Source organism: Ilumatobacter coccineus YM16-304, assembly GCF_000348785.1.
Lineage (GTDB): Bacteria > Actinomycetota > Acidimicrobiia > Acidimicrobiales > Ilumatobacteraceae > Ilumatobacter_A > Ilumatobacter_A coccineus.
In genome coordinates this window covers 1,879,909-1,905,359 of the sequence record NC_020520.1, presented here as the reverse complement: position 1 = coordinate 1,905,359, position 25,451 = coordinate 1,879,909, and the positions used below count along the sequence as shown (strand labels likewise).

Annotated in this window: 24 protein-coding genes; 11 read left to right on the top strand and 13 right to left on the bottom strand. The window is 67.6% G+C overall.

Annotated elements, in window-relative coordinates; all coding sequences use genetic code 11:
- Positions 1-29: 29 nt before the first annotated feature.
- On the bottom strand, positions 30-1,202 hold the full coding sequence (locus tag YM304_RS08550) for an iron-containing alcohol dehydrogenase (RefSeq protein ID WP_015441264.1): 1,173 nt from the start codon (positions 1,200-1,202) through the stop codon (positions 30-32).
- 13 nt (positions 1,203-1,215) lie between these two features.
- Positions 1,216-2,379: an acyl-CoA dehydrogenase family protein gene (locus tag YM304_RS08545; protein ID WP_041299342.1), complete on the bottom strand. Its 1,164-nt coding sequence runs from the start codon at positions 2,377-2,379 to the stop codon at positions 1,216-1,218.
- Positions 2,380-2,506: 127 nt separating this feature from the next.
- Between YM304_RS08545 and YM304_RS08540 the strand changes: the two genes are divergently transcribed.
- From YM304_RS08540 to YM304_RS08505, 8 genes are all read left to right on the top strand, one after another.
- Positions 2,507-4,099: an acyl-CoA synthetase gene (locus YM304_RS08540; protein WP_015441262.1), complete on the top strand. Its 1,593-nt coding sequence runs from the start codon at positions 2,507-2,509 to the stop codon at positions 4,097-4,099.
- A gap of 4 nt (positions 4,100-4,103) precedes the next feature.
- Positions 4,104-4,874, top strand: coding sequence for a FadR/GntR family transcriptional regulator (locus tag YM304_RS08535; protein WP_015441261.1), 771 nt, complete (start codon positions 4,104-4,106; stop codon positions 4,872-4,874).
- Entirely contained in the window at positions 4,871-5,563 is a 693-nt protein-coding gene (locus tag YM304_RS08530; protein WP_015441260.1) for a VOC family protein, read from the top strand. The genes YM304_RS08535 and YM304_RS08530 overlap by 4 nt, the downstream gene beginning before the upstream one ends.
- A gap of 10 nt (positions 5,564-5,573) precedes the next feature.
- Positions 5,574-6,299, top strand: a complete 726-nt coding sequence (locus tag YM304_RS08525; protein ID WP_015441259.1) for an SDR family NAD(P)-dependent oxidoreductase — start codon at positions 5,574-5,576, stop codon at positions 6,297-6,299.
- Positions 6,299-7,414, top strand: coding sequence for a phosphotransferase family protein (locus tag YM304_RS08520; RefSeq protein WP_197536947.1), 1,116 nt, complete (start codon positions 6,299-6,301; stop codon positions 7,412-7,414). The genes YM304_RS08525 and YM304_RS08520 overlap by 1 nt, the downstream gene beginning before the upstream one ends.
- A 68-nt stretch (positions 7,415-7,482) precedes the next feature.
- The gene (locus YM304_RS08515; RefSeq protein ID WP_015441257.1) at positions 7,483-9,084 is read left to right on the top strand and encodes a sulfatase family protein; all 1,602 of its coding nucleotides are present in this window, start codon (positions 7,483-7,485) and stop codon (positions 9,082-9,084) included.
- 9 nt (positions 9,085-9,093) lie between these two features.
- Positions 9,094-9,501, top strand: coding sequence for a nuclear transport factor 2 family protein (locus YM304_RS08510; protein ID WP_015441256.1), 408 nt, complete (start codon positions 9,094-9,096; stop codon positions 9,499-9,501).
- A 27-nt stretch (positions 9,502-9,528) separates the two neighbouring features.
- Positions 9,529-11,097, top strand: a complete 1,569-nt coding sequence (locus YM304_RS08505) for a sulfatase family protein (protein ID WP_015441255.1) — start codon at positions 9,529-9,531, stop codon at positions 11,095-11,097.
- A 62-nt stretch (positions 11,098-11,159) separates the two neighbouring features.
- Here the strand turns inward: YM304_RS08505 and YM304_RS08500 are convergent, their stop codons facing one another.
- The 4 genes from YM304_RS08500 to YM304_RS08485 are packed head-to-tail and all read right to left on the bottom strand — an operon-like array spanning position 11,160 to position 14,109.
- Positions 11,160-11,558 carry a DoxX family protein gene (locus YM304_RS08500; protein ID WP_015441254.1) on the bottom strand — a complete coding sequence of 133 codons (399 nt, stop codon included), beginning with the start codon at positions 11,556-11,558 and terminating at the stop codon, positions 11,160-11,162.
- 6 nt (positions 11,559-11,564) lie between these two features.
- Entirely contained in the window at positions 11,565-12,206 is a 642-nt protein-coding gene (locus YM304_RS08495) for an FMN-dependent NADH-azoreductase (RefSeq protein WP_015441253.1), read from the bottom strand.
- A complete protein-coding gene (locus YM304_RS08490) occupies positions 12,206-13,357 on the bottom strand; it encodes an acyl-CoA dehydrogenase family protein (protein WP_015441252.1) in 1,152 nt (383 codons plus the stop codon). The genes YM304_RS08495 and YM304_RS08490 overlap by 1 nt, the downstream gene beginning before the upstream one ends.
- Positions 13,354-14,109 (bottom strand): maleylpyruvate isomerase family mycothiol-dependent enzyme, encoded by a 756-nt coding sequence (locus YM304_RS08485; RefSeq protein ID WP_015441251.1) that lies wholly within the window; start codon positions 14,107-14,109, stop codon positions 13,354-13,356. The genes YM304_RS08490 and YM304_RS08485 overlap by 4 nt, the downstream gene beginning before the upstream one ends.
- A 186-nt stretch (positions 14,110-14,295) precedes the next feature.
- Between YM304_RS08485 and YM304_RS08480 the strand changes: the two genes are divergently transcribed.
- Positions 14,296-16,143, top strand: coding sequence for an ABC transporter substrate-binding protein (locus tag YM304_RS08480; RefSeq protein WP_015441250.1), 1,848 nt, complete (start codon positions 14,296-14,298; stop codon positions 16,141-16,143).
- A gap of 69 nt (positions 16,144-16,212) precedes the next feature.
- On the opposite strand, the gene YM304_RS08475 is transcribed toward YM304_RS08480, so the two are convergent.
- Genes YM304_RS08475 through YM304_RS08465 form a run of 3 tightly spaced genes read right to left on the bottom strand, consistent with a single transcriptional unit; the run spans position 16,213 to position 18,830 of the window.
- Complete coding sequence (locus YM304_RS08475) at positions 16,213-16,812, bottom strand: uracil-DNA glycosylase family protein (protein WP_015441249.1); 600 nt, start codon at positions 16,810-16,812, stop codon at positions 16,213-16,215.
- A 6-nt stretch (positions 16,813-16,818) separates the two neighbouring features.
- Entirely contained in the window at positions 16,819-17,682 is an 864-nt protein-coding gene (locus YM304_RS08470; RefSeq protein ID WP_015441248.1) for an alpha/beta fold hydrolase, read from the bottom strand.
- Entirely contained in the window at positions 17,679-18,830 is a 1,152-nt protein-coding gene (locus YM304_RS08465) for an acyl-CoA dehydrogenase family protein (protein WP_015441247.1), read from the bottom strand. Before YM304_RS08465 ends, YM304_RS08470 begins: the two co-directional genes overlap by 4 nt.
- A gap of 119 nt (positions 18,831-18,949) precedes the next feature.
- Here YM304_RS08465 and YM304_RS08460 point away from each other — a divergent pair, with 119 nt between their 5' ends.
- Complete coding sequence (locus YM304_RS08460) at positions 18,950-19,699, top strand: dihydropteroate synthase (RefSeq protein WP_015441246.1); 750 nt, start codon at positions 18,950-18,952, stop codon at positions 19,697-19,699.
- 1 nt (position 19,700) lies between these two features.
- Here the strand turns inward: YM304_RS08460 and YM304_RS08455 are convergent, their stop codons facing one another.
- The 4 genes from YM304_RS08455 to YM304_RS23885 are packed head-to-tail and all read right to left on the bottom strand — an operon-like array spanning position 19,701 to position 23,924.
- Positions 19,701-20,318 carry a histidine phosphatase family protein gene (locus YM304_RS08455; protein ID WP_015441245.1) on the bottom strand — a complete coding sequence of 206 codons (618 nt, stop codon included), beginning with the start codon at positions 20,316-20,318 and terminating at the stop codon, positions 19,701-19,703.
- A complete protein-coding gene (locus YM304_RS08450) occupies positions 20,315-21,220 on the bottom strand; it encodes a glucosyl-3-phosphoglycerate synthase (RefSeq protein ID WP_015441244.1) in 906 nt (301 codons plus the stop codon). The genes YM304_RS08455 and YM304_RS08450 overlap by 4 nt, the downstream gene beginning before the upstream one ends.
- Positions 21,221-21,224: 4 nt before the next feature.
- Entirely contained in the window at positions 21,225-22,073 is an 849-nt protein-coding gene (gene folK / locus YM304_RS08445; protein ID WP_015441243.1) for a 2-amino-4-hydroxy-6-hydroxymethyldihydropteridine diphosphokinase, read from the bottom strand.
- Between the two features lie 39 nt (positions 22,074-22,112).
- On the bottom strand, positions 22,113-23,924 hold the full coding sequence (locus YM304_RS23885; RefSeq protein ID WP_015441242.1) for a C45 family autoproteolytic acyltransferase/hydolase: 1,812 nt from the start codon (positions 23,922-23,924) through the stop codon (positions 22,113-22,115).
- Between the two features lie 79 nt (positions 23,925-24,003).
- Here YM304_RS23885 and YM304_RS08435 point away from each other — a divergent pair, with 79 nt between their 5' ends.
- Complete coding sequence (locus YM304_RS08435) at positions 24,004-25,380, top strand: NAD(P)/FAD-dependent oxidoreductase (protein ID WP_015441241.1); 1,377 nt, start codon at positions 24,004-24,006, stop codon at positions 25,378-25,380.
- The last annotated feature ends 71 nt before the right edge of the window (positions 25,381-25,451 follow it).

The window sequence follows — 25,451 nt, the reverse complement described above, 5'->3', positions numbered from 1 at the left end:
CTCGTGATTGCTGGTGATTGCTGGTCGGGTCAGTAGGCCCGCTCGAGCAGGCCGAGCAGGTCGTCGGTGGACGTGATCGGGACGGCGTTGCCCGTGATCCACGGGTGAGCGATGCTGCCGTCGGCGATCGTGGGCAGCAGCTCGCGTGTGGCGCCGGCGTCACGCAACCTGGTCGGCAGACCGAGCGCGCCGATCAGTTCGCCGACCGCCACCGCTGCGGGGACGTCGGGGCGACCCATCGCGTCGGCGATCAACCCCTGCGCCTCACGCGTCGCCGGCAGGTTGTGGGCCATCACGTGCGGCATCATCACGCAGCTGGTGTGACCGTGCGACATGCCGAACACCGCACCGAGTTGGTGCCCGAGGCCGTGGCTCGCGCCGTACGGCACCCGGTTCAGACCGGCGCATGCGAGGCCGACCGCCTGTTGACATTCGAGACGCGCGTCGAGATCGTCGGGATCGGCTCGGGTGGCGGGAAGCCCCCGGGCGAGCAGCCGGATCGCGTGGAGCGCCCCGGCGTCGGCGAGCGGCTCGGGAGCGCTGGAGCACAACGTCTCGACGGCGTGGTCGAGCGCCCGGATCCCGCTCGACAGCCAGAGGTCCATCGGGGTGTGCACCGTGATCGCCGGGTCGAGAATGATCGCCGCCGGCCCGATCTCGGCGCCGCTGAAGAGCTGCTTTCGTTGCGTCGGCTCGTCGACGCAACCGGCGAGGTCGCTGAAGTCGGCACCGGTGAGCGTGGTCGGAGCGGCGATCTGTCGAAGCGGTGGCGAACCGACCGACGGGGTGATCCGCTCGCCGTCGGGCCCGGTGCTGATGGCGAAGGCTTCGAGTTGATCGGAGTCGGTCAACCCTTCGGCCAGCGCGACGAGCGCCGTCTTCACGGTGTCGAGGGGCGAACCGCCGCCCACCGTGACGATGAGATCGGCGTCGGTCGCTCGAACGAAGTCGACGACGGCGAACACGCTGCTGCGTGGTGCGTGAGCGGCGACCGAGTCGAACCGACCGACGCTGCGCGTGCCCAGTGCCGCTTCGAGCTCGTCGATGACGGAGGTGGAACGCGACAGCGTGCCGGACGCGACGATGGCCACCCGCTGCGCGCCCCGCAGGTCTGCTTCGCTCAGCACCGCCTCGTGGAGCGGTGTGGCGATGTGTGTGCGATCGAGGCGGAGGAACTCGAAGGATCGGGCGACCGTGGCCATGACGTGCCTCGCGTCAGCGACGACCGAGCTGACGGGCGATGCTCCACCGATGGACCTCGGAGGGCCCGTCGTAGATGCGGAACGCGCGGATCTCGGTGGCGATCTGGCCGACGGCGGTCTCGTGGGTGAAGCCCAACCCGCCCAGGACCTGCTGGCAGCGGTCGACGATGCGGTCGGTCGCCTCGGAACACAACACCTTGGTCATGCTCGATTCGCGACCGGCAGCCTCGCCCTGGTCGAGCAACCAGGCGGTGTGCCAGATCGCGAGCCGGCACTGCTGGATGTCGATCTCGTTGTCGGCGAGCATGAACCCGACGCCTTCGTGGTCGACGAGGGTCTTGCCGAACGCCTGGCGTTCGCGGGCGTGCGCCGTGGCGATGTCGTGGGCCCGTATCGCCGCACCGAGCCATCGCATGCAGTGCGTCAGGCGGGCGGGAGCGAGCCGGACTTGGGCGTACTCGAATCCGCGTCCGGGCTCGCCGAGCACGTCGGTTGCGGGGATCCGCACGTCGTCGAAACGTACGACGGGGTGTCCACCGGGGAAGCTGCGGTCGAGGGTGGCGATCTCGCGCTCGATCGTGATCCCGGGTGTGTCCATGTCGGCGAGCAACATGGTGGCCCGACGCCCGGAATCGTCGTCGGCCTCGCGGGCCATGATGATCGCAAAGCCGGCGCCGTCGGCTCCGGTGATCAGCCACTTCGTGCCGTTGACGACGAACTCGTCGCCGTCACGAGCGACCGTCGTCTGCATCGCTCGCGGGTCGCTTCCGGCACCTGGAGCGGGCTCGGTCATGGCGAAACAGGAGCGGATCTCGCCGGCGACCAACGGCCGCAGCCAGCGCTCGTTCTGCTCACGTGTGGCCACCTTCGACAGCAGGTTCATGTTGCCTTCGTCGGGTGCGAAGCAGTTCATCGCGAGCGGGCCGAGCAGCGAGTAGCCGGCGGCGATGAACACTTCAGACATCGAGACGTGATCGAGGCCGAGGCCACCCCATTCGATCGGCGCGTGCGGGGCGACGAGGCCCGCCGCATGTCCGAGGGCGACCAACTCACGCCGGAACTCGTCGTCGACACGTGTCGGCTCGCCCGTGTGTTCGAGCGGGATGAGCTCGTCGCGGACGAACGCGACCGTACGGTCACGCAACTCCGTCTGTTGTTCGGTGAGTTGGAAGTCGATCACAGGGGCCCTCTCGGTCGCAGGTCGGTGACGGTGTGCCGCCGGTTGCTCACCGACCGCTCGGTTGACAACCACCGCATTGTCATACAATATAACCGAGCACACAAGCCCTGGACCAGAGACGCCGATGACGACCGACGACACATACGACGAAGTCTTCGAATGGGACGTTCCCGACACGTTCAACTTCTCGGCCGACGTGGTCGACCGCTGGGCCGACGATCCCGACCGACTCGCCTTGATCACGGTCGACGAGGCCGGTGACGAACGCCGGTACACCTACGCCGAGATCGCCCGAGCGGCATCGAGACTCGCGAACCTGCTCGCCGACCACGGCCTCCGCCAGGGCGACCGCGTCATCGTCATGCTCCCGCGGATCGCGGAGTGGCAGATCGCCATGGTGGCCGCCACGCGCATGGGCGCCGTGCCGATCCCCTGCATCACGATGCTCACCGCGTCCGACCTCGCCTATCGAGTGGAGCACAGCGACGCGACCGCGGTGATCTGCCCGAGCGACGACTGTGCGAAGTTCGACGGTCTCGACGCACTCACCGTGCGGGTCGCCGTCGGCGACGCTCCCGACGGCTGGACCAGTTTCGCGGCGGCCGACGAGTGTTCGTCTGAGTTCGAGCCCGCAACGGTCGCCGCCGAGGATCCGGCGATCCTGTACTACACGTCGGGCTCCACCGGGTCGCCCAAGGGCGTCACCCACCCGTCGAGATCCCTGTGGGCGTGGGCCAACTCGGCCGTCCACTGGCTCGGCCTCTCCCCCGACGAGCGGATCTGGTGCACCGCCGACACCGGCTGGTCGAAGGCCGGCACGAGCATCCTGTTCGGACCTTGGAGCCAGGGTGCATCGGTGCTGTTCTACGACGGCCCGTTCGTCCCCGCCGAGCGGTTCCGTCTGCTCGAACGATTCGAGATCACCTGCTTCTGTGCGGCTGCGACCGAACTGCGCCGCCTGATCCTCGAAGACGCGTCGGGCATCGACCTGTCGAAGCTCCGATCCACGGTCTCGGCGGGTGAATCGGTGAACCCGGAGATCATCGACCGCTGGCGCGAGATCAGCGGCACCACCGTGCTCGACGGATACGGCCAGACCGAGACCCTGATGACGGTCACGAACCGTCCGGGCCGCCCGGTCAAGCCCGGCTCGATGGGGCGTCCGCTGCCCGGGGTCGACGTCGCCGTTCGCCACGTGCACGACTCCGGCACCGAGACCGCCGACGCGAGCGGCTCCGGCGAGTTGCTGATCAAACTCCCCAACCCGCAGGTGATGCTCGGCTACTGGAACGACCCGGATCGCACCGCGTCGACCACGATCACCGTCGGCGACGCAGATTGGTTCGCGACCGGCGACAACGTCGAGATCGACGACGACGGATACGTGTTCTACACCGGCCGCGCCGACGACATCATCAACTCGGCCGGCTATCGCATCGGGCCACAAGAGGTCGAAAACGCGCTGATCCAGCACCGAGCCGTCCAGGAATGCGCAGTCGTCGGCGTGCCCGATCCAGAGCGAGGCGAACTCGTGAAGGCGTGGGTGGTCCTCAACGACGGCTACGTCGGCGACGACGATCTCGTCGACGAGTTGCAGGCACACGCCAAGGCGACGACCGCTCCCTACAAGTACCCGCGCGCCATCAGCTTCGCCGACGAGCTTCCCAAGACCGTCACCGGAAAGCTCCGGCGCAACGTGCTCCGGGCGCAAGGATGAGTCGATGAGCGACGCAGCATTCGAAACCCTCGAGCGACTTCCGGCCTACCGCATCGCCGAGCGGACCATCCGACGCAAGATCCTCGACGGCTCCCTCGCTCCCGGCACGCTGCTCCCACCCGAACACGACCTCGCCGAACAACTCGGGGTGACCCGTCCCACGGTGCGCGAGGCGATGCGGTCACTCGAGTCGGCCGGGCTGATCGAGCGAGGCGCTCGCCGTCGCATGGCGGTCACCGCGCCGGCCAAGAACATCGTCATCAACGCGATGCACGAGGCGATCGTCCTCCACGGCATCTCGTACCGCGAGCTCTGGGAGGTCCAGACCGCCGTCGAGCCGCTCGCTGCGCGTCTGGCCGCCGACAACATCACCGACGACCTCGTGGAGCGACTTCGCAGCAACCTCGACCGCACCGCCGACTGCTTGGAGGACCCCATCGCACTCGCCGCCGCCGACATCGAGTTCCACGACCTGGTTGCCCAGGCAGCTCAGAATCACGCCCTCCTCCTCGCCCGCGAGCCGCTCGGCGCGCTGCTCCTCCCGGCCTATGGCACGGTGATCCGACGAATCGGACCCGGACGCCGACTCTTCGAAGCTCATCGCCGCATCTTCCAGGCGATCGAGGCGGGCGATGCCGACACGGCGCAGGACTGGATGTCGAAGCACTTCGTCGACTTCAAACGCGGCTGCGAACTCGCAGGGCTCGACTTCGACGATGCCGTCGCCCCGAACCAGAACACGATCGACAACTCAACGAACGGAGACACGCCATGAGCACCAACAACGGAATCCACCACCTCGCCGTCGCCACGGCCGACATCAAGACCCAGATCGACTTCTTCAACGACGTGCTCGGCTGCGAACTCGTCGCCCTCTATTGGATGCACGGCGTCGAAGGCGCCTGGCACGGGTTCATGAAGCTGAGCGACACCTGTTCGATCGCGTTCGTGCAGACCCCCGACGTCCCCGGCATCGAACGCACGCTCGGCGTCACGCACGCCGGGAGCGGTGGCGGACCGTGCGCCGGCGGCGCGATGCAGCACGTCGCGTTCAACGTCGATTCGCTCGACGACCTGCTGGCCATGCGTGACCGAATCCGTTCGCGCAACATCACCGTGTTCGGCCCGCTCGACCACGGGATGTGCCACTCGATCTACTTCGCCGGCCCGGAAGACCTGAGCCTCGAGGTCGCCTTCTCCGAGCAGCCGATCGACGGTCGTGCCTGGATCGATCCCGAGGTCGTCGGACTGGCGGGCATCTCCGCCGACGAACTCGAGCGGTACCGCAATCCCGAACCGTTCGAGTCGACCGGCACGCCGGTGCCGCAACCCGAGTTCGACCCCAGCCTGCCCTGGCAGCGTGGGATTCCGCAGGAGCTGTACGAGGCGATCATCACCATGCCCGACGAGGTCCTCACCGAGACGATGAGCGAGAGCACCCCGCCCGTCCTGGTCGACGGCTGACGAACCGGTCGTGATCGACTTCACCGGGCGGCGCGTCCTCGTCGCCGGCGGCAGCAGCGGCATCGGACTCGGTATCGCTCGGCGCTTCCTCGCTGCCGGAGCAGACGTCCACATCACCGGCACCCGCGCCGACGCGTCCGCGTATCCCGACGGCGACCTCGACGGGCTGACGTTCCACCAACTCGACGTCGCGGCGCCGGATTCGGCGTCGTCGCTCGCCGGCGAGTTCACCACGCTCGACGTCCTCGTCCCCAGCGTCGGAACCGTCGCCTACGGCGGCGCCGAGTTCGACCTGGAGACGTTCCGCTCGGTCGTCGACGTGAACCTCAACGGCGTCATGGCGCTCTGCGCGGCATTCCGTCCGCACCTGACCGAGTCGGATGAGGCGAGCATCGTCGTCATCGGCTCGACGTCGAGCTTCATCGCGACGCCGGGTCAGCCCGCATACTCCGCCAGCAAGGGTGCACTCGTCACCCTCACCAAGTCGCTGGCGGTCGCCTGGGCGAAGCATGGCGTCCGCGTCAACGGCGTCGCGCCGGGATTCGTCAACACCAAGCTCACCAGCCGCAGCCACGACGACCCCGACGTGTACGACGCCACGATCAGCAGGATCCCGTTGCGCCGGTGGGGCACCCCCGAGGAGATGGGCGACGCCACTCTGTTCCTCGCGTCCACGATGGCGACCTACATCACCGGCCAGATGCTGCTCGTCGACGGCGGCATCACCCTGATGTGATGGGAGGACGTGATGGGAGCGCACCGATGAACGACGCCTCGAACCGTGCCTCGCTTGGCGCCCCGACCGGCGCCGACGACGACCGCGACACCGTGCCGGTCAGCGACGAACAGGACTGGGCCAACCTCGACGCCTGGCTTCGCCGCGAAGTGCCGACCCTCGAAGGACCCCTGCGCGTCGAACAGTTCAACGGCGGCCATGCCAACCTCACCTACTGCGTGTCGATCGGTGCCACCGAACTCGTCGTACGTCGGCCACCGTTCGGCGACATCGCGCCCGGCGCGCACGACATGGCTCGCGAGTTCCGGGTGCTGCACGGGCTCGCACCGGTCTTCGCCCCCGCTCCCGGCGCACTGGCATTCTGCGACGACGTGTCGGTGATCGGCGCGCCGTTCCTCGTCGTCGAACGTCGACGCGGACTGGTCGTGCGCGACGAGATCCCCGCCGAACTCTCGGACGCTCCCGATGCACCTCGCCGGATCTCGATGGCGCTCGTCGACGCGCTCGCTGAACTCCACGCCATCGACCCCGATGCGGTCGGACTCGGCGGGCTTGGTCGGCCGGAGGGTTTCGTCGAACGACAGCTCGCCGGGTGGCACCACCGGTGGCACCGGGTCTGCGGCTCCGCCGAGACCGGGCTGTTCGACGAGGTCCACCGACGCCTCGTGGCGACGCAGCCGATGTCGACGCGGGTGTCGATCATCCACAACGACTACAAGCTCGACAACGCCATGTTCACGGCGGGTGACCCGGACCGGGTGTCGTCGATCTTCGACTGGGACATGGCGACGCTGGGCGACCCGCTCGTCGATCTCGGCACCCTCATCGGGTACTGGAAAGATCCGTCGGACCCGACCGATCGGGCTCCGACGATCGACCTCGACATGACCGGCTTCCCATCGAGCCACGAGATCGTGGAGCGGTACGCACGAGCCGGCCACGACGTCGAACACATCGCGTGGTACGAGACGTTCGCACTGTGGAAACATGCCGTCGTGCTCGCCCAACTACACCATCGCTTCGTCGTCGGCGACAGCACCGACGACCGGTTGCGACGCCTCGGTGAGCACGTCCAACCGATCGTCGAACTCGCCGACTCACTCCTTCCATCCTGAGCTGCCAATCCTGAACCGCCAATCCTGAGCTGCCAATCCTGAACTGCCCATCCCGAAGGGAACCAGCCATGCCCGACGACACCAGTTCCAGCAAGCGCCCCAATGTGCTGTTCATCATCACCGACCAGCACCGCGCCGACCACGTCGGCTTCATGGACAACAACGTGGTGCAGACACCGAACCTCGACGCGCTCGCCGCTCGCGGCACCGTGTTCGAGCGCGCGTGGGTGAGCAACCCGGTCTGCATGCCGAACCGAAGCACGCTCGTGACCGGACGCATGCCGTCGAGCCACGGCGTGATCACCAACGACCGCTCGCTGGACTGGGGCGTGAACACCTACGTTCGCCGCTTCCGGGCAGCGGGATACCGCACGGGACTCCTCGGCAAGTCGCACCTCCAGAACGGCATCAGCCGACTCACTTCGCGCGACAGCGAGCTCGAACGAGCGGCGTCCGACCCGTGGCCCGACGGCTGGAACGAACTCGAATTCGCCGAGCACTATCTCCCACAGGACGGGCTCGGCCACGATGTCGAGCACAGCACGTTCGACTGGCCCGACGACTTCTACGGGTTCGACACCGCAGAGTTGTCGCTCAACCACGGCGCGGCGGTCGAGGGACACCACTACCAGTGGGCGATCGAGCGAGGGGCCCGCCACGACGACCTCGTCGTCCCCCAGACCGCCGACAACCCGAAGGCTCGCGGCGGCGACCCCTGGTGGCAGGTCTACGACCCTCCGTACGGCGAGGAGTTCCACTCCAGTTCGTTCGTCGCCGACCGCACGATCGACTTCATCGAGGGAGCCGCCGCGGAAGGTTCACCCTGGCTGGCGTGGGCGTCGTTCCCCGATCCGCACCACCCGTTCACTCCGCCGGGGCAGTGGTACGACCGCCACGACCCCGACGACATCGAGCTCCCCGCCACGTTCGACGACCCGATGGACGGCGCTCCGGGGTTCCTCAAGTGGATACAGCAACGGTCGGTCCACGACATGGGGAACTGGGTCGACCTCATCGGAGCGACGAGCCCCGAGGTCACACGCGCCGCCATCGCGGCGAACTACGGCACCATCGAGATGATCGACGATCGCATCGGCCAGATCCTCGCGGCGATCGAACGCCTCGGGCAGACCGACGACACGATCGTGGTCTTCACCGCCGACCACGGCGACATGATGGGTGACCACCACCTGCTCCTCAAAGGGATGATGCACTACCGCGGCTGCACCCAGGTGCCGATGGTCATCGCCGATCCGCGCCGCAGCCCGGGCCGCACCACGTCGCTGATCAGCAGCGTCGATCTGCCCTCGACCCTGCTGGAGATGTGCGACATCGACCGATACCACGGGATGCAGGGCGTCAGTCAGTTGCCGGTGCTCGACGACCCGACCGCGTCCGTTCGCGATGCAGTGCTGATCGAAGACGACATCGACATGGCGTTGCCGCCGATGTTCCCGACGTCGATCCGCACGCTGATCACACCGACACATCGGTACTCCCGCTACACGACCGGCGAAGACCAGCTCTACGAACTCGGAACCGACGACGACGAGCGCACCAACCTGTCGGACACCCACCCGGAGCTGCGCGCCGAGATGACGGTGCAGCTCGCCGACACGATGATGGCCCACGCCAACAAGGCCGGCGGCGTGTTCGCCTCGGCGAAGTGAGGAGATGCTGTGACCGGACACCCGAACGAGCACCCGAACGAACTCCCGAACGCCGGTACGGTCGCCGACGCCGTGTTCGACGCGATCGAGCGTGGCGACATGGAGGCGCTGACCGCACTGTGGGCCGACGACATCGAGGTCTGGCACAGCAACGACGGCATCGTGCAGGACAAGGCCCAGAATCTCGCGGTGCTCGCCTGGATGATCGACACGACCGAGTCCATCGAGTACCGAGATGCTGTCCGTGAACTCACTGCGGAGGGGTTCGTGCAGCGCCACGTGCTCCGGGTGACCTTCGGTGACGGTCGAACCGCCGACCTTCCGATCGCGATCTTCGCATCGGTTCGCGATGGACAGGTCACCCGGATCGACGAGTACGTCGACTCCGCTCACGCCGCCGCCGCATTCTCCTCCTGAACGACCACCACTGCTCCCACCGATCCCATGACTCGTACAGACACCACGACGCCACCCAACGTCCTCGTCGTCATCACCGATCAGCAACGGGCCGATCACGTCGGCTTCGGCGGCAACGCCACGGTCCGGACCCCGAACCTCGATGCGTTGGCCGAGCGTTCCGTCGTCTTCGATCGGGCGTACGTCGCGAACCCGGTGTGCAGCCCGAATCGAACCACGTTGCTCACGGGCCGGATGCCGAGCAGCCACGGCGTGATCTTCAACGACCGTGCGTTGGAGTGGGGCACGAACACCTTCGTGCGTTCGCTCCGAACGGCGGGCTACCGCACCGGGCTGATCGGCAAGTCACACCTTCAGCTGTCGATGGACCGCTGGGCGATTCCGATGATCGGCGCCGATGCACGTGACGACGGCCATCCCGACGACGTGTACTCGTGGGAGTTCGCTGAGCGTTTCGACGGCGACGCCGAGCTCGACGCACCCGATGACTACTACGGGTTCGATCGCGTCGAGTTCTCCACCGACCACGGCGCACGGATGGCCGGTCACCACCTCCGTTGGGCGCTGGACAAGGGCGCTCGTCGCGAGGACGTGTTTCCGCCGATGAGCGCCGACGCACCGGGCGACCGTCGCTCCGAACGGTGGTGGCAGATCTACCGACCGCCGTACGAGCCCGAACTCCACTCCACCGCGTTCGTCGGCGAGCGGACCGTCGCGTTCGTCGACGAGGCACACGCGCAAGGACGTCCGTGGATGGCGTGGATGGCATTCCCCGACCCGCACCACCCGCTCACCCCTCCCGGGCACTGGTTCGATCGTCACGACCCCGACGACATCGAGACGCCTCCGACGTTCGGCGATCCGCTCGCCGACGCGCCGCCGTATCTCCAGGCGATTCGCAATCGTTCCGAAGCGCCGTTCTGGCCGCTGCCGTTCGGCACCGACGATCCACGGCTGGTCCAGGAGGCGATCGCGGCCACCTACGGGATGATCGAGTTCGTCGACCAGGAGGTCGGCCGAGTCCTCGCCCATCTCGACCGTCTCGGCATCGCCGACGACACCATCGTGGTCTTCACGTCCGACCACGGCGACATCATGGGCGACCACTCGCTCATGGTGAAGGGCAACATCCACTACCAGGGCGTCATCCGCGTCCCACTGTCCATCGCCGGCCCGGGGGTCACGCCGGGCCGCTCGTCTGCGCTGGTCTCGAGCCTCGACCTGGCACCGACGGTCATCGACCGTTGCTCCGTCGACGGGTACCGCGGCATTCAAGGAGCGTCGCTCTCGCCACTCCTCGACGGCACGAGTGCGTCGGTCCGCGACCATCTGCTCATCGAAGACGACCTGCAACCCGAGATCGCCGCGCTGCTGGGCAACCCGACTCGGATGCGCACCCTCGTCACCGATCAGGTGCGCTACACCCGCGACTCGCTCGGTTTCGAGCAGCTCTTCGATCTCGACGACGACCCGGACGAGATGCACGACCGCTCATCGACCGATACGAGACGAACCGAGCTGCTCGCGACGCTGGCCGATGCGATGATGAACGTCGACGACGTCGGCGGGGGCGTCGGCCGCGATCGCACCGGCTGACGCGCTGCGACGACGACCCGCGTTTTTCGACGTGCTCGTGCCGTTCGCCGCTCCGAGCTGCCTCAGAGAGAAACGGTCGGCGACGTGAGCGCGTTGGCGTCATCGATGGCTTCGGTGAAATCGCCCCACTGGACGATGACGACCGCCACCAACACGGCGATCACCGCCAGGGTGAACAGCACCTCGGGCGGCCCCTTGAACCGCAGGTTGGTGACCGCTGCACCGATCATCGTCGGCAGCACCAGGAGCGCTCCGGCAACCGCACACCATGGCCACCAGATGCCGGCGATCAGAAGCAGTGCGGCGGGGATCTCGACGACGGCGGTGAACACGGCGACGCGGTAGGAATAGCCGAACAGTTCGAACGACTCCACCATGTGCGGGTGGCGGGTGAGCTTCATGTAGCTCACCATGAGGTACAGCGCAGCGATCAGGCCCTGCAGAATCCAGAGGACGATCATCCGCGCTCAGTCTGCCGACGCTGCGGTCGCGAAGGAGCGAGCGGCGGCGCGCGATCGTTCGACCGCCTCGGCGGCGAGCGCCTCTCGCTCTTCGGGGGTGAAGGCCGTGGTGGGCTCGACGATCACCGACTCGGCCAGATCGAACCCGAGGAACTCGAACAGGTAACGCAGGTACGGCTCCTGGTGGTCTTCCATCTCGGGACTGCGTCCGTCGTACGCCGACGAGCGAGTCAGGATCAGCTGTGCCCGCTTGCCCACGCCGAGGGTGCCGACGTGGCGCCCCTCGGCGTCGAGCGTGAACGACTGAAGCGGTTGGACGACGACGTCGATCCAGGCCTTCAACGCGTGCGGGATACTCCAGTTCCACATCGGCGAGCTGATGAGCAGCGCATCATGCGACGCCACCTGTTCGATCTGCGCGGTCACCCGCTCCCAGATCGCCGCCTGGTCCGGGGTGTGCGGCTCACCGAAGAGCGGGCCGAGCTTGGCCAGCGCCGCTTCGCGGCCGAACGACACGATCTCGTCCGACCAGACGTCGAGATGCGTGATCTCGACGTCGTCGAGCGTGTCGAGGAACGCGCGGGCACACGACGACGACAGCGAACGCTGACCCTTCGGGCTGCCTTCCACCCAGAGTATCGAGGTCATCAGACGAGCTGGTTCGTGATCGGCTGGCCGAAGAGTTGCCGGGCATGATCGCCGTAGCGCGACTCGCGCTCGAACACCACGTGATTCGACGCCGTGTTGATGTCTCGGGCGAAACGCTGAATCGGGTTGTCGAGCATCGCTCCGCTGGCACCGACGAGCGAGGCGATCGTGTTGGTCGCCGTGCGGCACATGAACACCGCGTGTGCGATCTGGCTGACCCAGGCCGAGCGCTCGTCGACGCCCGCATCGTGGCGGTGTGCGAGCAGCTTCGCGAGCGAATCGCGCATGAGGAGTTCGGCAGCGTCGATCGACAACGACGCCTCGGCGATCAACCCGAAGTTGCCTTCGCCCTTGACCATGCCCGTGGCGCCGATCTTCTCCTTGACCTGTTCGCCGAACGCTGCCCGAGCGCCGCGAGCCGCCCCGAGGCACGGAAGCCCGGCGGCCAGGGCCAGGATCGGCACCAACGGCGTCGAGTACAGCGGAGCGTCGTTTCGTGCGGCGATTCCCCAACTCCCGTCGAGGAGACCCAGGAACGGCACGGCGCGATCCTCGGGAACGAACACGTCGTCGATCGTGAAGTCGAGCGACCCGGTGCTGCACATGCCGGAGATGTGCCAGGTGTCGATGGTGTCGACCTCGTCGCGCGGGAGGAGGAACATCATCGGCGTCGCACCGCCGTCGGCGTCCATCGCGATGCATCCGGCGATCACCCAGGTCGCATGCACGATGCCGGTCCCCCACGACCAGCGACCGTTCACCAGGTAGCCGCCGTCGGTCGGCGTCGCGGTGCCACCGGCGATGTTGAGCGCCGCGGGTGCGAGTACGTGATCGGCATCGCCGTACGCCTCGTCCTGCACCGCTTCCGGGTACTCGGCGAGCCAGAACGCATGCTCGATGTAGAAGCCGATGAGCCAGCCCATGGCCGCATCGGCCTCGGAGAGGATCAGCACCACCTCGAAGAACGTGTCGACGTCGAGTTCGTGTCCGCCGTAGCGCTTCGGCACCATCATCGAGAAGAGCCCGCTGTCGCGCGCCGCCTCGATCACGTCGTCGAGCGGTCGGCGGGCGATTTCGCCGTCTCGCGCTTTCTCACTCAGGAGCGGCGCGAGATTCCGCGCCGCACGGATGCAATCGTCGTGGGTCATCATGATGGTCCTCGTCTCGTGGATGTGTCTTCGCTGAGTTCTGTCGCTGGCGACTCTTCGTGGATGTCGGTCTCGGCGAGCGGGTTGTGCACCAATCCGGGTGCGTATCGTTCGATGTCGCCGTCGTGGTCGGTGGCGCGGAGTTGGTTCATCGACCGCCGCCCTCCGGTGAGCCGGAACATCTCCCAGAGGCTGCCGCGCACTTCGAGCTCGACGTCGCCGGAGCCGTACTCGAAGGTGTGGTCACCGGCGACGACACGGATCGCCTGCAGACCGTTCGCCTCGAGATCCTTCTCGACGAAGCTCGTCTTTGCCGACATCACCAGTTCGACACCCGACGACGACCGGTCGGAGTGCGTGCCGAGTGCACCGGCGATGTCGTGCTCGTGACTGAGCAGGTCGATGACGAGCACTCCGGCCTGAGGAACCTTGCGCAGCAGCGCTTCGAACGCGGGACCGCTCTGCGACCACCGCTCGAGTTGCTCGGCGACGCTGGTGTCGGCTCGGTCGGCGACGACCTGATCGACCCACACCTGCGGATCGCCGGCTGGGCCGCGTCCTGCCGACACCTCTTCGGCTGCGCCGTTCAGATGACTCAACAGGTCGCGGACTCGCCACGCCGGGCAGGTGGGCACCATCTTCTGCTCGTCGTCGGCAGAGATGCCGTCGAGGAGTGCCATGGTGCGTCGCCGCGACGCCTCGTACTCCTTCGCCCAACGCTCCCCACTCGGCTGGGTCAGATCGTCTGCACTCATCGTTGTCCCCCTGCGTCGACCCCTCGGACGGCGTCGACAATTCGTCTTGCGTTTCCAGCAGTATTGTATGACAATGTGACCGACGTCAAGCCGAACGTGCTCGACGGGCCACGACGACTCGATCGTCGGCGGCAGTCAGACAGGGGAACAACGACCGCGCTCGTCTGGGCGCACCGAGGGGGAACCATGAAGTATTCAGCACGCCGTGTCGCCACGCTGCTCGTTGCGGGGACGATGATCGCCGCATCCTGCGGCGGCAGCGACGACGCTTCTGACAGCGGACCGGAGGACGCCGGTCCGGAGACGGAGACGACCGGGGCCGACACGACCGACGCCGACACCGAATCGACCGACACGGACGCCACCGACGACGCAGCGACGGACGACGCCGACGACGACGCAGCGACGGATGAGTCCGACGCCGGAGACGCGACCGATGACGAGACCACGGACGGCGCGACGCCTGAAGATGACGGTGCCGACGCGGCCGACATCGAGCGCGGCGGCACGTTGACCTACCTGCTCGAAGCGGAGAGCGACACCTGGGACATCCCGGGAGCCAACTGCGCGGTCTCGTGCATCACGGTGATGAACGCGGTGGCCGACACGATGACGACCGTGAACGAGGACGGCGAGGTCGAGCCGTTCCTGCTCGAGTCGTTCGAGGCGAACGACGACTTCACCGAGTTCACACTCGTGATGCGCGACGGCGTCACGTTCCACGACGGCACACCGGCCGACGGTGCCGCGGTGCAGCGCACGCTCATCGAGATGGCCAGCGGCGTGCTCGCCGGTCAGACGTACTTCGACCTCGCCAACGGTGCGCCCAACAACCCGGACAACCCGGGCGACGCAGCCGACAGCATCGTGCTGAACGACGACGGGTCGGTCACGGTCAGCTTCGCGAACCCGTACTCCACGTACGGCATCTTCCTCGCCAACCGCGGTGGTTGGTTGGTCGCACCGAGCTTCTGGGACGACCCCGACCGCGCCGGGGCGCTCATGGTGGCGACCGGACCGTTCATCATGACCAACCAGATCCGCGGTGAGGTCACCGAAGTCGTCGCCAACCCCGACTACTGGCGCGACGGTGCCGACGGTGAACCGCTGCCGTATCTCGACGGCGTGAACTTCCGTCCGGTGCCCGACGTCTCGACGCGTCGCGCCACGATGGAAGCGGGCGACGCCGACGTCAACATGGACAGCTTCGGTGAGAACCAGGAGTTCTGGAACAACGAGTGGGTCGAAGCGGGCAATGGCGTGGTCGACGAAGACCCGGCTCGCGAGGTCAGCTACCTGATGTTCAACAACTCGAAGCCGCCGTTCGACGACCCGCAGGTCCGCCGGGCGCTCGCGCTGTGCACCGATCGCAACGAGTACCTGACGTTCCGTGAACCGGGGAACGACCTGGCCAACGGCCCCTTCGCCGAAGGGTCGCCGGGCTACCTCGAAGATCCGGGCTTCCCGCAGTTCGATGTCGACGCCGGCAACGCCTTGTTCGACGAGATCGGCCGTCCCGACGTGATCAACTACGGCACGACCAACGTGCCGGCCAACCTGATCACCGCGGAGTTGTTCGCCGACATGTGGAACCGCAACTGTGGGCTCAACGTGGCGATCGACCAGTTCGAGCAGGCCGAACTGATCACCAAGGCGATCACCGGTGACTTCGAGGTGTTCGCCTGGCGGAACCACGGCCAGGGACACCCCGGCATGGAGTACGTGTGGTGGCACAGCCAGTTCTCGACGGGCCTGGCGCTCAACTTCGGCCGCATCGTCGACCCGGAGCTGGACGATCTGCTCGAGCAGTCCTGGGCCACGGCCGACGCTGACGAACTCGACGCGATCGGTCAGGACATCAACGTGCTGTTCGCAGAGAACGTGTACAACATGTGGCTGAACACCACGGAATGGGCGAACCCGTACCGCCAGGGTGTCCACGGGCTCCAACACCTCACCCTTGAGTCGGGCAACCCCAACCAGCAGTCGATCGCCGGCCGCGTCGAACTCGACGAAGCCTGGGTCGAGAGCTGACCGATCTGGTTCGCGTGGGTGCGGGCGCAGCGTGCGCCCGCACCCACGCCAGGTCGAGTTCAGCCGGCGCTACCGACTGGCGTCGTCTGCAACACACTCGGCGATACGTCGGCGGACCGCGGGCAGCGCGTTGGCTTCGAACCAGGGGTTCTTCGTGAGCCAGTGCTGGTTGCGCGGCGACGGGTGCGGCAACACGATCGTGCCGGGCAGATACGCCGACCAGTTGGCGACCGTGTCGGTCAGGTTTTTCCTGCGGTCGGGCACGTAGCGTTTCTGGGCGTAGGTGCCGATGATGACGTGGAGTCGGTCGGTGGGCAGTTCGTCGAGCAGTCGCTCGTGCCACAGCGGCGCACACTCCGGCCGCGGCGGTTTGTCACCCGATGCAGCGGATCCGGGATAGCAGAAGCCCATCGGCACGATCGCCACGATGTCGGGGTCGTAGAACTGCTCGTCGGTGAGGCCGAGCCACCGGCGCAGTGTGCGGCCGCTCGGGTCGTCCCACGGCACGCCCGACTCGTGGACCCGCCGACCGGGCGCCTGACCGATGATGACGATGCGGGCACGGCTGCTCGCCTGCACGACCGGGCGGACGCCGTGTTCGAGGTGCGGGGCGCACACGGTGCACGAACGGATCTCGCCGAGCAGGTGGTCGAGCGTTCGTGCGGGCATGTCGGGTCAGGGCAGACGTTGCAGGAAGCCGACGACGGCGTCGTTGAACGCATCGTTCGCGTCACCGGCGACCATGTGGCCGGCGCCGGCGACGTCGGCGAACTCGGCGTGTGGCACGAACTCGAGGAAGCGTCTGGCGCCCTCCTCCGACAGCAGGTCGCTCTGGCGCCCGCGCACGAGGAGCGTCGGGATGGTGAGCCCACGAGCCGCGTCCTCGAGCGACTTGGCGCGCTCGTCGAACTCGATGATGCGGGTCTCGTCGGTCTGTTCGTGCTTGCCCCACATGAACGCCGGGTCCCAGTGCCAGTACCACCGACCGTCGTCGCGGAGTCGCACGTTCTTCTTCAGCCCGTCGAGGTTCGTCGGTCGTGGTCGGTGCGGGTTGTACGCCGCGACCGCGTCGGCCACCTCGTCGAGTGAGGCGAAGCCGGTGTGCATGTGCTCGTGCATGAACTCGCGGATCCGGTCGACACCGCTCGGTTCGATGTTCGGTGCGACGTCGACCAGAACGAGGGCTCTGGCGATGTCGAGCGGCTTGCTGCGATGCACCGCCATGAGCGACGACGTGCCACCGAGTGAGGCACCGACGAGCACGGGTCGGTCGAACTGCTGGGCCACCGCCGCGACGTCATCGGGGAAGACCGCCGCGCCGTAGTCGCCACCGGGCGACCAGTCGCTGTCGCCGTGCCCACGGAGATCGATCGAGGCGACGTGGAAGCCGCGGTCGACGAGATCGCGCATCGCGCTCCCCCACGAATGGCGAGTCTGACCGCCGCCGTGGAAGAGCAACACCGCCGGGTTCGACGGGTCACCGAGGATGTCGGCAGCGAGTTCGACGCCATCGGCTGCTGCCAGCCGCACCGTCGTCACGCAAGCACGTCCTTCGAGATGATCGTCTTCATGATCTCGCTCGTACCGCCGTAGATCGTGCAGACGCGCGCATCGGCGAAGGCTCGGCCCACCGGGTACTCGGTCGTGTAGCCGTAGCCGCCGAAGAGCTGCAGGCACTTGTCGATGCAGCGGTTCTGCATCTCACTCCCCCACAGCTTCGACTGTGCGGCGACGCCCGGCGACAGTTCGCCGGCGTTGAGCTTCATCACGCACTGGTCGATGAACGGCTTCGTCACCTCGATCTCGGTGGCGACTTCGGCGAGCACGAACTTGGTGTTCTGGAACGAGCTGAGCGGCTTGCCGAACGCCGTGCGCTCCTTGACGTACTCGACGGTCCAGTCGAGCACGGCGGTGGCGGCGGCCAAGCCGTAGAGGCCGATCGAGAGACGTTCCTGCGCGAGGTTGAAGCTGAGGTACTGGAAGCCCTTGCCCTCCTCGCCGAGCACGTTGGTGACGGGCACCCGAACGTCGGAGAAGAACATCTCGGCGGTGTCGGCCGAGTGCTGACCGATCTTGTCGAGGTTGCGTCCGCGCTCGAAACCGGCCATGCCGCGCTCGACGACGATCAGCGACATGGCGTTGGCACCGTCCTTGGGGTCGCCGGTCTTGCAGGCGACGATGACGAGGTCGGAGTTGATGCCGTTGGTGATGAACGTCTTGGCGCCGTTGATGACGTACTCGTCGCCGTCGCGCACGGCCGTGGTGGCGATCGACTGGAGGTCGGAGCCCGTGCCCGGCTCGGTCATGGCGATCGCCGTGATCAGTTCGCCCGAGGCGATGCCGGGCAGCCAGCGCTGAGCTTGCTCGTCGGTGCAGTACTCGATGAAGTACGGGGTGGTGATGTCGTTGTGCAGCATCATGCCGAGGCCACCGCCACCGATGCCCGCCCGAGCGATCTCCTCGTTGAGCACCGCGTTGAACCGGAAGTCCTTGATGCCGCCGCCACCGAACCGTTCGGGGATGGCCATGCCGAGGAACCCGAGCTTGCCGGCCTCGAGATACACGTCGCGATCCATGATCCCGTCTCGCTCCCACCGCTCGACGTGCGGGCTCATGTGGGTCTGGACGAACCCGCGGAAACTGTCGCGGAAGAGTTCGTGTTCGTCGTCGTAGATCGTCATCTCCACAGCATGGCAAACCATCGTCCGGATCGCAGCAACCGTCGTGGCTCTGCCCGTGCCCGATGCACGTGGCGGCCTGTGATCAGAGTGCAGCACCCGGCCGGCGACGGCAGTAGCTTCGCCTCGTGATCATCTACGGCGTCGTGAACGCCAGCCCCGATTCACTCGCCGGCGACTCGATCGCCACCACTCCGGAGGAGGCGATGGCCAGGGCCCGCTCGCTGCTCGCCGACGGCGCCGACGCCATCGATCTCGGCGGCCAGGGTTCCACCGACAACGCATCGGTCGTGACCTGGCACGACGAGTGGGCTCGTGTCGAGCACATCATTCCGGCGCTCGCCACGCTCGGCGTCGACGTGTCGATCGACTCGTGGCGGCCCGAGGTGGTGCAACGCTCGCTCGACGCCGGAGCGACGGTCATCAACGCCGCCGACGGGATGCAGTCGGACGAGATGTGGAAGGTGGCGGCCGAGTACGACGTGCCGATCGTCGTGCCGTTCCTCTCGGGTCCGAACCCGCGCGAGATGGACTTCGTCACCTCCGACCCGGTGCAGGTGATGGTCGACTTCTTCACCGAGCGGCTCAGAGATGCCGACCGGTTCGGGCTGCGCAGCCGCTGCATCCTCGACCCCGGCACCGGCTTCGCTCCGTCGAACTGGGAGTGGGAGCAGCGCTACCTCTACCAGAAGCAGGTGTACTCGAACCTCGGCGAACTCCGACGTTTCGACCTGCCGATCTACATCGCGCTGCCGTGGAAGGAGACCGCGCAACACGACGAGCTGCTCGACATCGTCGTCGAGCAGCGTCCCGAGTACGGCCGGGCGCACTACCCGGCGAAGATCCGCCGTGTGCAACGAGCGCACGGTGTGATCTGACTCAGGCGTAGGAGCGGTCGACCGGCTCGTCGTCGGGGTCGGCAGCTCGCAGGTGCACGCGCTCGCCCACCGGCGCCAACCGATCGTCGGCGTATTCGAACCAGCGTCCTTCGAGGTTGTCGAGTCGCACCCACGGCTCGCCGCGATCGCGTTCGAGCGCGTTGATGACGCCACCGTGCGACACCACGAGCATCGACTGTCCGGCGTGGCGGCGAGCGAGGTCGGTCAGTGCCGCGCCGGCACGGTGCACGACCGCGTCGTCGTCCTCGTAGCCGGGCGGTCGGCGGTCGTGATCGAGGAAACCGGGGTAACGCTCGTTGATCTCCACGCGTGTGAGCCCTTCCCACTCGCCGGCGGCTCGCTCCGCCAGTGACTCGATCGGCGCAGCGATGTCGACGCCGACGCCGGCGGCGAGCAGTTCGCCGGTGCGCCGAGCGCGCTGCAGTGTCGACGTGGCGACGAACGAGAACGAGCCGAGACCGCGCAGCGCGGCCACGGCATCGAGCGCCTGCTGCTCGCCTCGCTCGGTGAGCGGCGGGTCGGCCTGCCCCTGCCAGCGGCGCACGGCGTTCCAGGTCGACTCGCCGTGACGGACGAGCAGGAGGCGCGTGATCGTCATGCAGACGTGCGGCTCAACCCCAGCGAGGCGAGCGAGGGGCGCGAGCGGAGATTGAGCGGGACGTCGGTTCCGTCGGCGCGGATGAGCGCCTGCTGCACCTCGCCGTCGCCGGGCGGATGTCCGGCACGGTCGAGCATGGTGGCCATCACTTCGGCGGCCTGCACCGAGAGCGATTGGAGCGACCGGTGGCGGTGGAGTCGGTTGCCGAGGTCGACCTGGGCGATGGCCTCGGGTCCGTATCGGTCGGCGATGTCGATGAGCAGTCCCATCTCGACGCCCCAGCCCTGCACGAAACTCAACGATTCGAGCACCGAGCGGCGGCCTGCATACTCGCCCGACAGCGGCTGGGCGAGTCCGGTGAGTTCGGGGAAGTACCGCGACATCAGGGGGCGAGCCACCAGTTCGGTCGTACGACCGCCACCGCCGTACTTGGTCGGCCGGTGGTACAGCGCCTTGACCATGCCGACCGAGTCGTCGTCGAGCATCGGGAGCAGCAACTTCGACACCCAGTCGGGTTCGAAGCTCGTGACGTCGCCATCACACCACACGACGAAATCGCCGTGGCTCACGAGGAGCGTCGCCCAGAGGGCGTTGCCCTTGCCGAAGCCTTCGCCGTGGGAGACGTGGACGTCGTCGATCGACACGACGCGTGCTCCGGCGTGCGTGGCGACGCGTGCGGTGTCGTCGGTACTGCGATCGTCGAGGACGATCAGTTCGTCGACGAGACCCGTCTTCGCGATCAGTTCGCTGCGGATGACGCTGATCAACGGGCCGACCGTGGCCGCCTCGTCGCGACACGGCAGGCACACCGAGATGGTGCGGTCACCCTTCAGTTCGAGCAGACGAGCGATCTCGTCGTCGTCGAGCCGATCGGGCACCTCGAAGGTCCGAACTCCGGCCATCGGTTCAACCCAGCGAGAGTGGCCCTCGGGCGTGCACCCCGCCCGGCTCGAGCGTGTCGTCCCAGCCGTCGGGGCATCGCTCGGGGGCGACGTCGGACAGCGGCTGCAGCACGAAGCGGCGTTCGGCGAACCGCGGGTGCGGGATGCTGAGGTCGTCGCTCACCATGGTGAGGTCGTCGAAGAGGACGATGTCGACGTCGAGCGTGCGCGGCCCCCAGTGCACCACTCGTTGTCGCATGGCTTCGGCCTCGATGCGCTGGCAGCGGCGCAGCAGGGCGAACGGATCGAGCGAGGTCTCGACCTCGACGACCATGTTGAGGTACGGACCTTGCTCGTCGGGGCCACCGACCGGATCGGTCTCGTACACCTGCGACATCGCGGTGACGTTGCCCAGCCCCTTGACGCCGAGGCGCAGGAAGGCTTCGCGGTCGCCCAGGTTGGAGCCGAGGGCGATGTAGGCGCGGTGCAGGGTCTGCGGCGGCATCTCGGCCTCGGCCCGTGACCGGCGGATACGAACCGCGGTGTCGACTGCGTCGACTTCGAGCGGCGGGCGCAGTTTGGTCAGCTTGACCTCGACGGCTTCGACGCGATCGAACGCCAACACCTCGTCGGCGATGCGCGCGACCAGGCGCTCGAGCAGGAAGTCCTTCGATTCCTGCACGACGGCGACGACGCGATCGGCGACGAGGCCGTAGTGCACCGTGTCGCCGAGTTCGTCGCTCCGGCCGGCGTCTCGCAGGTCGACGTCGAAGGCCAGGTCGATCTGCAAGGGCTGGGCGATTTCACGCTCGTGCGGGAGCGCACCAACGATGGTGATCGCCCGCAGACCGTTGATCTCGATCTGATCGCTCATGGGCGAGACCCTACGGCCACCGGCCGCCCGACACCCGACTCAGCCCCGACCTCGTCGCGCCGTGTCGGTCACATCTGGTTCGACGAAGTCGGCGTTGTGCCAGACGATGAGCGCGGCATAGCTCTCGACCAGGGGATTCTCCATGTAGTTCGCCAAGGCCCCGCGAGCTTCGAATCCGTTGTCGAGTTGGAAGGTGAGGGTCGGGTCGTACAGCCGACCGGCCGCGACCTCGGCGATGTACTCCTCCGCGCTCATCTCGTGCTTGTGGCCGGCATAGCCCGGGATCACGCCGCCGGCGACGATGCCGCGCAGCCCGAGGTCCCGGCACACCTGTTTGCGCAGGTCGTAGAGCTCACTGCCGATGCCGCGTCGCCGATGGTCGGGGCGCACGGCGATCGAGGTGCCGTAGTACCAGTCGCCGTCGGGTACGTGTCCGCAGCCGCCACCGTTCCGCTCGATGAGTTCGAGCACGGTGTGTTGCGGGTCGTCGAGGTCGAAGTACGTGCGGATGCCGAAGCCGGTGGCGATCGGTACGCGTCGTTCGTCGATGCCGACGAAGCAGCCCTCCGGAAAGGCCGCGGCCAGCCCGGCGACGTCGTCGAGGTCGAGCAGGTGCTCGGGGCGCGTGTTCGGAAACGCCTGGCTCTCCAGCGCCACGGCCATCGACGACCACATCGGGTCGAGGTGGTGGTAGCGCACGCCCGAGCGCGGTCCGATCATGACGGGGGCCGCAGCCGGCTCGGGCATCGACTCGCGCGCCACCATCGGCATCGCGACGCGCGAGAAGTCGTTGTCGGCCGGGCGCCCCCAACACGCCCAGAAGTCGCTCGAGGCGGGACGCATCACCGCTGCTCCGCTCGACTCGATGTGCATCGGCTCGACGGCTCGCTGGCAGATCGCGGTGGGCTCGCGCAGCATCTCGACCAGGCGATCGAGGTCGATGTCGCCGTCGGCGAGCAGACGCTCGGCCATCGCCCGACGCTTGGTCGACGACTCGGTGGCCAGCGGTGGCCGCTCGACCTCGACGGCGGTGGCCGCGTCGTACACCGTGTGGTTGGTGTGCACGACGACCGTCGCGCCGAGTGTCTCGACCGGCCGGACCGCCGGCATCGCCTCGACGTTGTAGCCGACGTCGTGGCGGTCGTAGACGAGGAAGTTGTGCGCTCCGGCGAGGTCGGCCGAGAGCAGCAGGTCGAGTGCGGCATCGGCCGAGTCGGTGTTGAGCATGCCGCGGACGACCGAGGTCCACGCGACCCCGCGGCGTCCGTCGAGCCCGGTGAGGTTGTTGATGCCCACACACACCCCGGCGGTGTTCATGCCGATCTGGCCGAGACACCCGGTGGTGGTGAACACGTTGAAGCCCAGTCCGTCGGCCGGGTGCGCACGCAGCAGGACGACGTGGTCGGTGGCCGAGTCGTGCATGTCCCAGGTCTGGGCGAGGAAGCCCGCTCCCCCGGCGCGCGAGTTCGGCACGATCACCGCCGTGCAGTCGTCTTCGATCAGTTCGGCGGGCGTCGGTCCGCCGGTGACGGCGCGCACCGTGTCGACGAAGTCGGTGAACCCGCCGACCACCACGGCTTCGGCGAGCGTGATACCGGCCGCGTCGGCCATCGCCGCCATCTCGGCGTGGAGGCTCGCGTCGAACGCCTCGTGTGCCGGCAGCATCGACGCCGCGATGTCGAGCACGTCCGACTCGGCGATCGGTCCCCCACTCCACGATCCTTCGGCGACCAGGGCCACTCGATCGCGGGTGTATCGACGGATCTCGTCGGCGAAGGCCGCACCGTGCGTCGCGCCCATCTCCTCGGGCGTGCCGGAGATGTCGAGGATGCGAATCGGCGGTCGTCTCATCGTGAACCTCGACGCTATAGGTTTCGCCCATGCCGGTTCCTGCCGCACCAGAATTCGACGCACCGCGTCGGGGGTTGCGGTGACCGAGGCGGTGCCGAGGTCGCTCTGGCTCGACCGAGCCCCGCTGCCGCCGCGACGACCTGCACTCGACGGCGACGCCGACGTCGACGTCGCCATCGTCGGTGGCGGGTTCAGCGGACTCTGGACCGCGTACTACCTCACCGAACTCGACCCGACGTTGCGCATCGCCGTCATCGAGAAGCACTACTGCGGCTTCGGCGCGTCGGGCCGCAACGGCGGATGGGCAGTCGGAGAACTGGCGGGAGCGACGAGCCGCTACGCCGAGATGTCGACACGATCCGACGCCCACCGCCTCGAACTGGCCGTGTTCGATGCCGTCGACGAGATCGGACGCGTCGCCCGGCGTGAAGGCATCGAGTGCGGGTATGCGAAGGGTGGCAACATCCGGCTCGCCCGAACCCGACCGCAGGCCGAGCGCCAGCGCGCCGAGGTCGAGCACGCGCGCCGGGCCGGCATCGGCGACGAGCACCTTCGTCTGCTCGATGCCGACGAGGCACGACGCCACTGCGCTGCCACCGACGTGCGGTCGGGCATCTTCTTCGCCCCGTGCGCCGCGCTCGACCCGGCCCGCCTCGTCCGTGGGCTCGCCGACACCGTCGAGCAGCGTGGCGTCACGATCCACGAAGACACCGCTGTCACCGCCATCGACGGTCGCCGCGTCGTCACCGAACGAGGCACGATTCGCGCCGACGTCACCGTCCGAGCGCTCGAGGCGTACACGCGCGACCTCGCCGGCGAGCGACGCGACCTGCTGCCGGTGTACTCCTTGATGATCGCCACCGAGCCCCTGCCTTCGGAGGTGTTCGACGAGATCGGTCTCGCCGACCGGCAGACGTTCAACGACGACCGCACGATGGTGATCTACGGGCAGCGCACCGACGACGACCGTCTGGCGTTCGGCGGCACCGGCATCCCCTATCGATTCGGGTCGGTCATCGACCCGGCGACCGAGTTGCACGAACCTGCTCACCACCGGATCCGCGACGTCCTCGTCGATCTGTTCCCCTCGCTCGACGACGCGGTCGTCACGCACCGATGGGGCGGCGTGCTGGGCATCCCCCGCAACTGGCTGCCTTCGGTGCACCTCGACCGAGCCTCAGGGACGGCGACGCTCGGCGGCTACGTCGGCGAAGGCGTGGCCGCGGCCAACCTCGCGGGGCGCACCCTCGCCGAACTCATCCACGGCGACCAGACCGACCGCACCACACTGCCGTGGGTCGGAGCGCGGCACCGCCGGTGGGAGCCCGAACCGCTGCGCTGGCTGGGCGTGCGAACCAGCCGACGTCTCCTCGCCGCGGCCGACCGTCGTGAAACCCGACGCGACCGTCCCGCACGAGCGGCGATGTGGCTCGCCGGCGCACTCCGCGGCGACTGACGAGACGAGCCGCCGGGTGGGCGGGCGGATGAATGGGCGGGCGAATGAGCTGGGGATGGGAAGATGACGTC

Coding starts and splice junctions, on each gene's coding strand:
- YM304_RS08550 (WP_015441264.1), bottom strand. CDS start 1,202: ATGGCCACGGTCGCCCGATCCTTCGAGTTCCTCCGCCTCGATCGCACA.
- YM304_RS08540 (WP_015441262.1), top strand. CDS start 2,507: ATGACGACCGACGACACATACGACGAAGTCTTCGAATGGGACGTTCCC.
- YM304_RS08535 (WP_015441261.1), top strand. CDS start 4,104: ATGAGCGACGCAGCATTCGAAACCCTCGAGCGACTTCCGGCCTACCGC.
- YM304_RS08530 (WP_015441260.1), top strand. CDS start 4,871: ATGAGCACCAACAACGGAATCCACCACCTCGCCGTCGCCACGGCCGAC.
- YM304_RS08520 (WP_197536947.1), top strand. CDS start 6,299: ATGGGAGGACGTGATGGGAGCGCACCGATGAACGACGCCTCGAACCGT.
- YM304_RS08515 (WP_015441257.1), top strand. CDS start 7,483: ATGCCCGACGACACCAGTTCCAGCAAGCGCCCCAATGTGCTGTTCATC.
- YM304_RS08505 (WP_015441255.1), top strand. CDS start 9,529: ATGACTCGTACAGACACCACGACGCCACCCAACGTCCTCGTCGTCATC.
- YM304_RS08500 (WP_015441254.1), bottom strand. CDS start 11,558: ATGATCGTCCTCTGGATTCTGCAGGGCCTGATCGCTGCGCTGTACCTC.
- YM304_RS08495 (WP_015441253.1), bottom strand. CDS start 12,206: ATGACCTCGATACTCTGGGTGGAAGGCAGCCCGAAGGGTCAGCGTTCG.
- YM304_RS08490 (WP_015441252.1), bottom strand. CDS start 13,357: ATGATGACCCACGACGATTGCATCCGTGCGGCGCGGAATCTCGCGCCG.
- YM304_RS08485 (WP_015441251.1), bottom strand. CDS start 14,109: ATGAGTGCAGACGATCTGACCCAGCCGAGTGGGGAGCGTTGGGCGAAG.
- YM304_RS08480 (WP_015441250.1), top strand. CDS start 14,296: ATGAAGTATTCAGCACGCCGTGTCGCCACGCTGCTCGTTGCGGGGACG.
- YM304_RS08475 (WP_015441249.1), bottom strand. CDS start 16,812: ATGCCCGCACGAACGCTCGACCACCTGCTCGGCGAGATCCGTTCGTGC.
- YM304_RS08455 (WP_015441245.1), bottom strand. CDS start 20,318: ATGACGATCACGCGCCTCCTGCTCGTCCGTCACGGCGAGTCGACCTGG.
- YM304_RS08450 (WP_015441244.1), bottom strand. CDS start 21,220: ATGGCCGGAGTTCGGACCTTCGAGGTGCCCGATCGGCTCGACGACGAC.
- folK (WP_015441243.1), bottom strand. CDS start 22,073: ATGAGCGATCAGATCGAGATCAACGGTCTGCGGGCGATCACCATCGTT.
- YM304_RS23885 (WP_015441242.1), bottom strand. CDS start 23,924: ATGAGACGACCGCCGATTCGCATCCTCGACATCTCCGGCACGCCCGAG.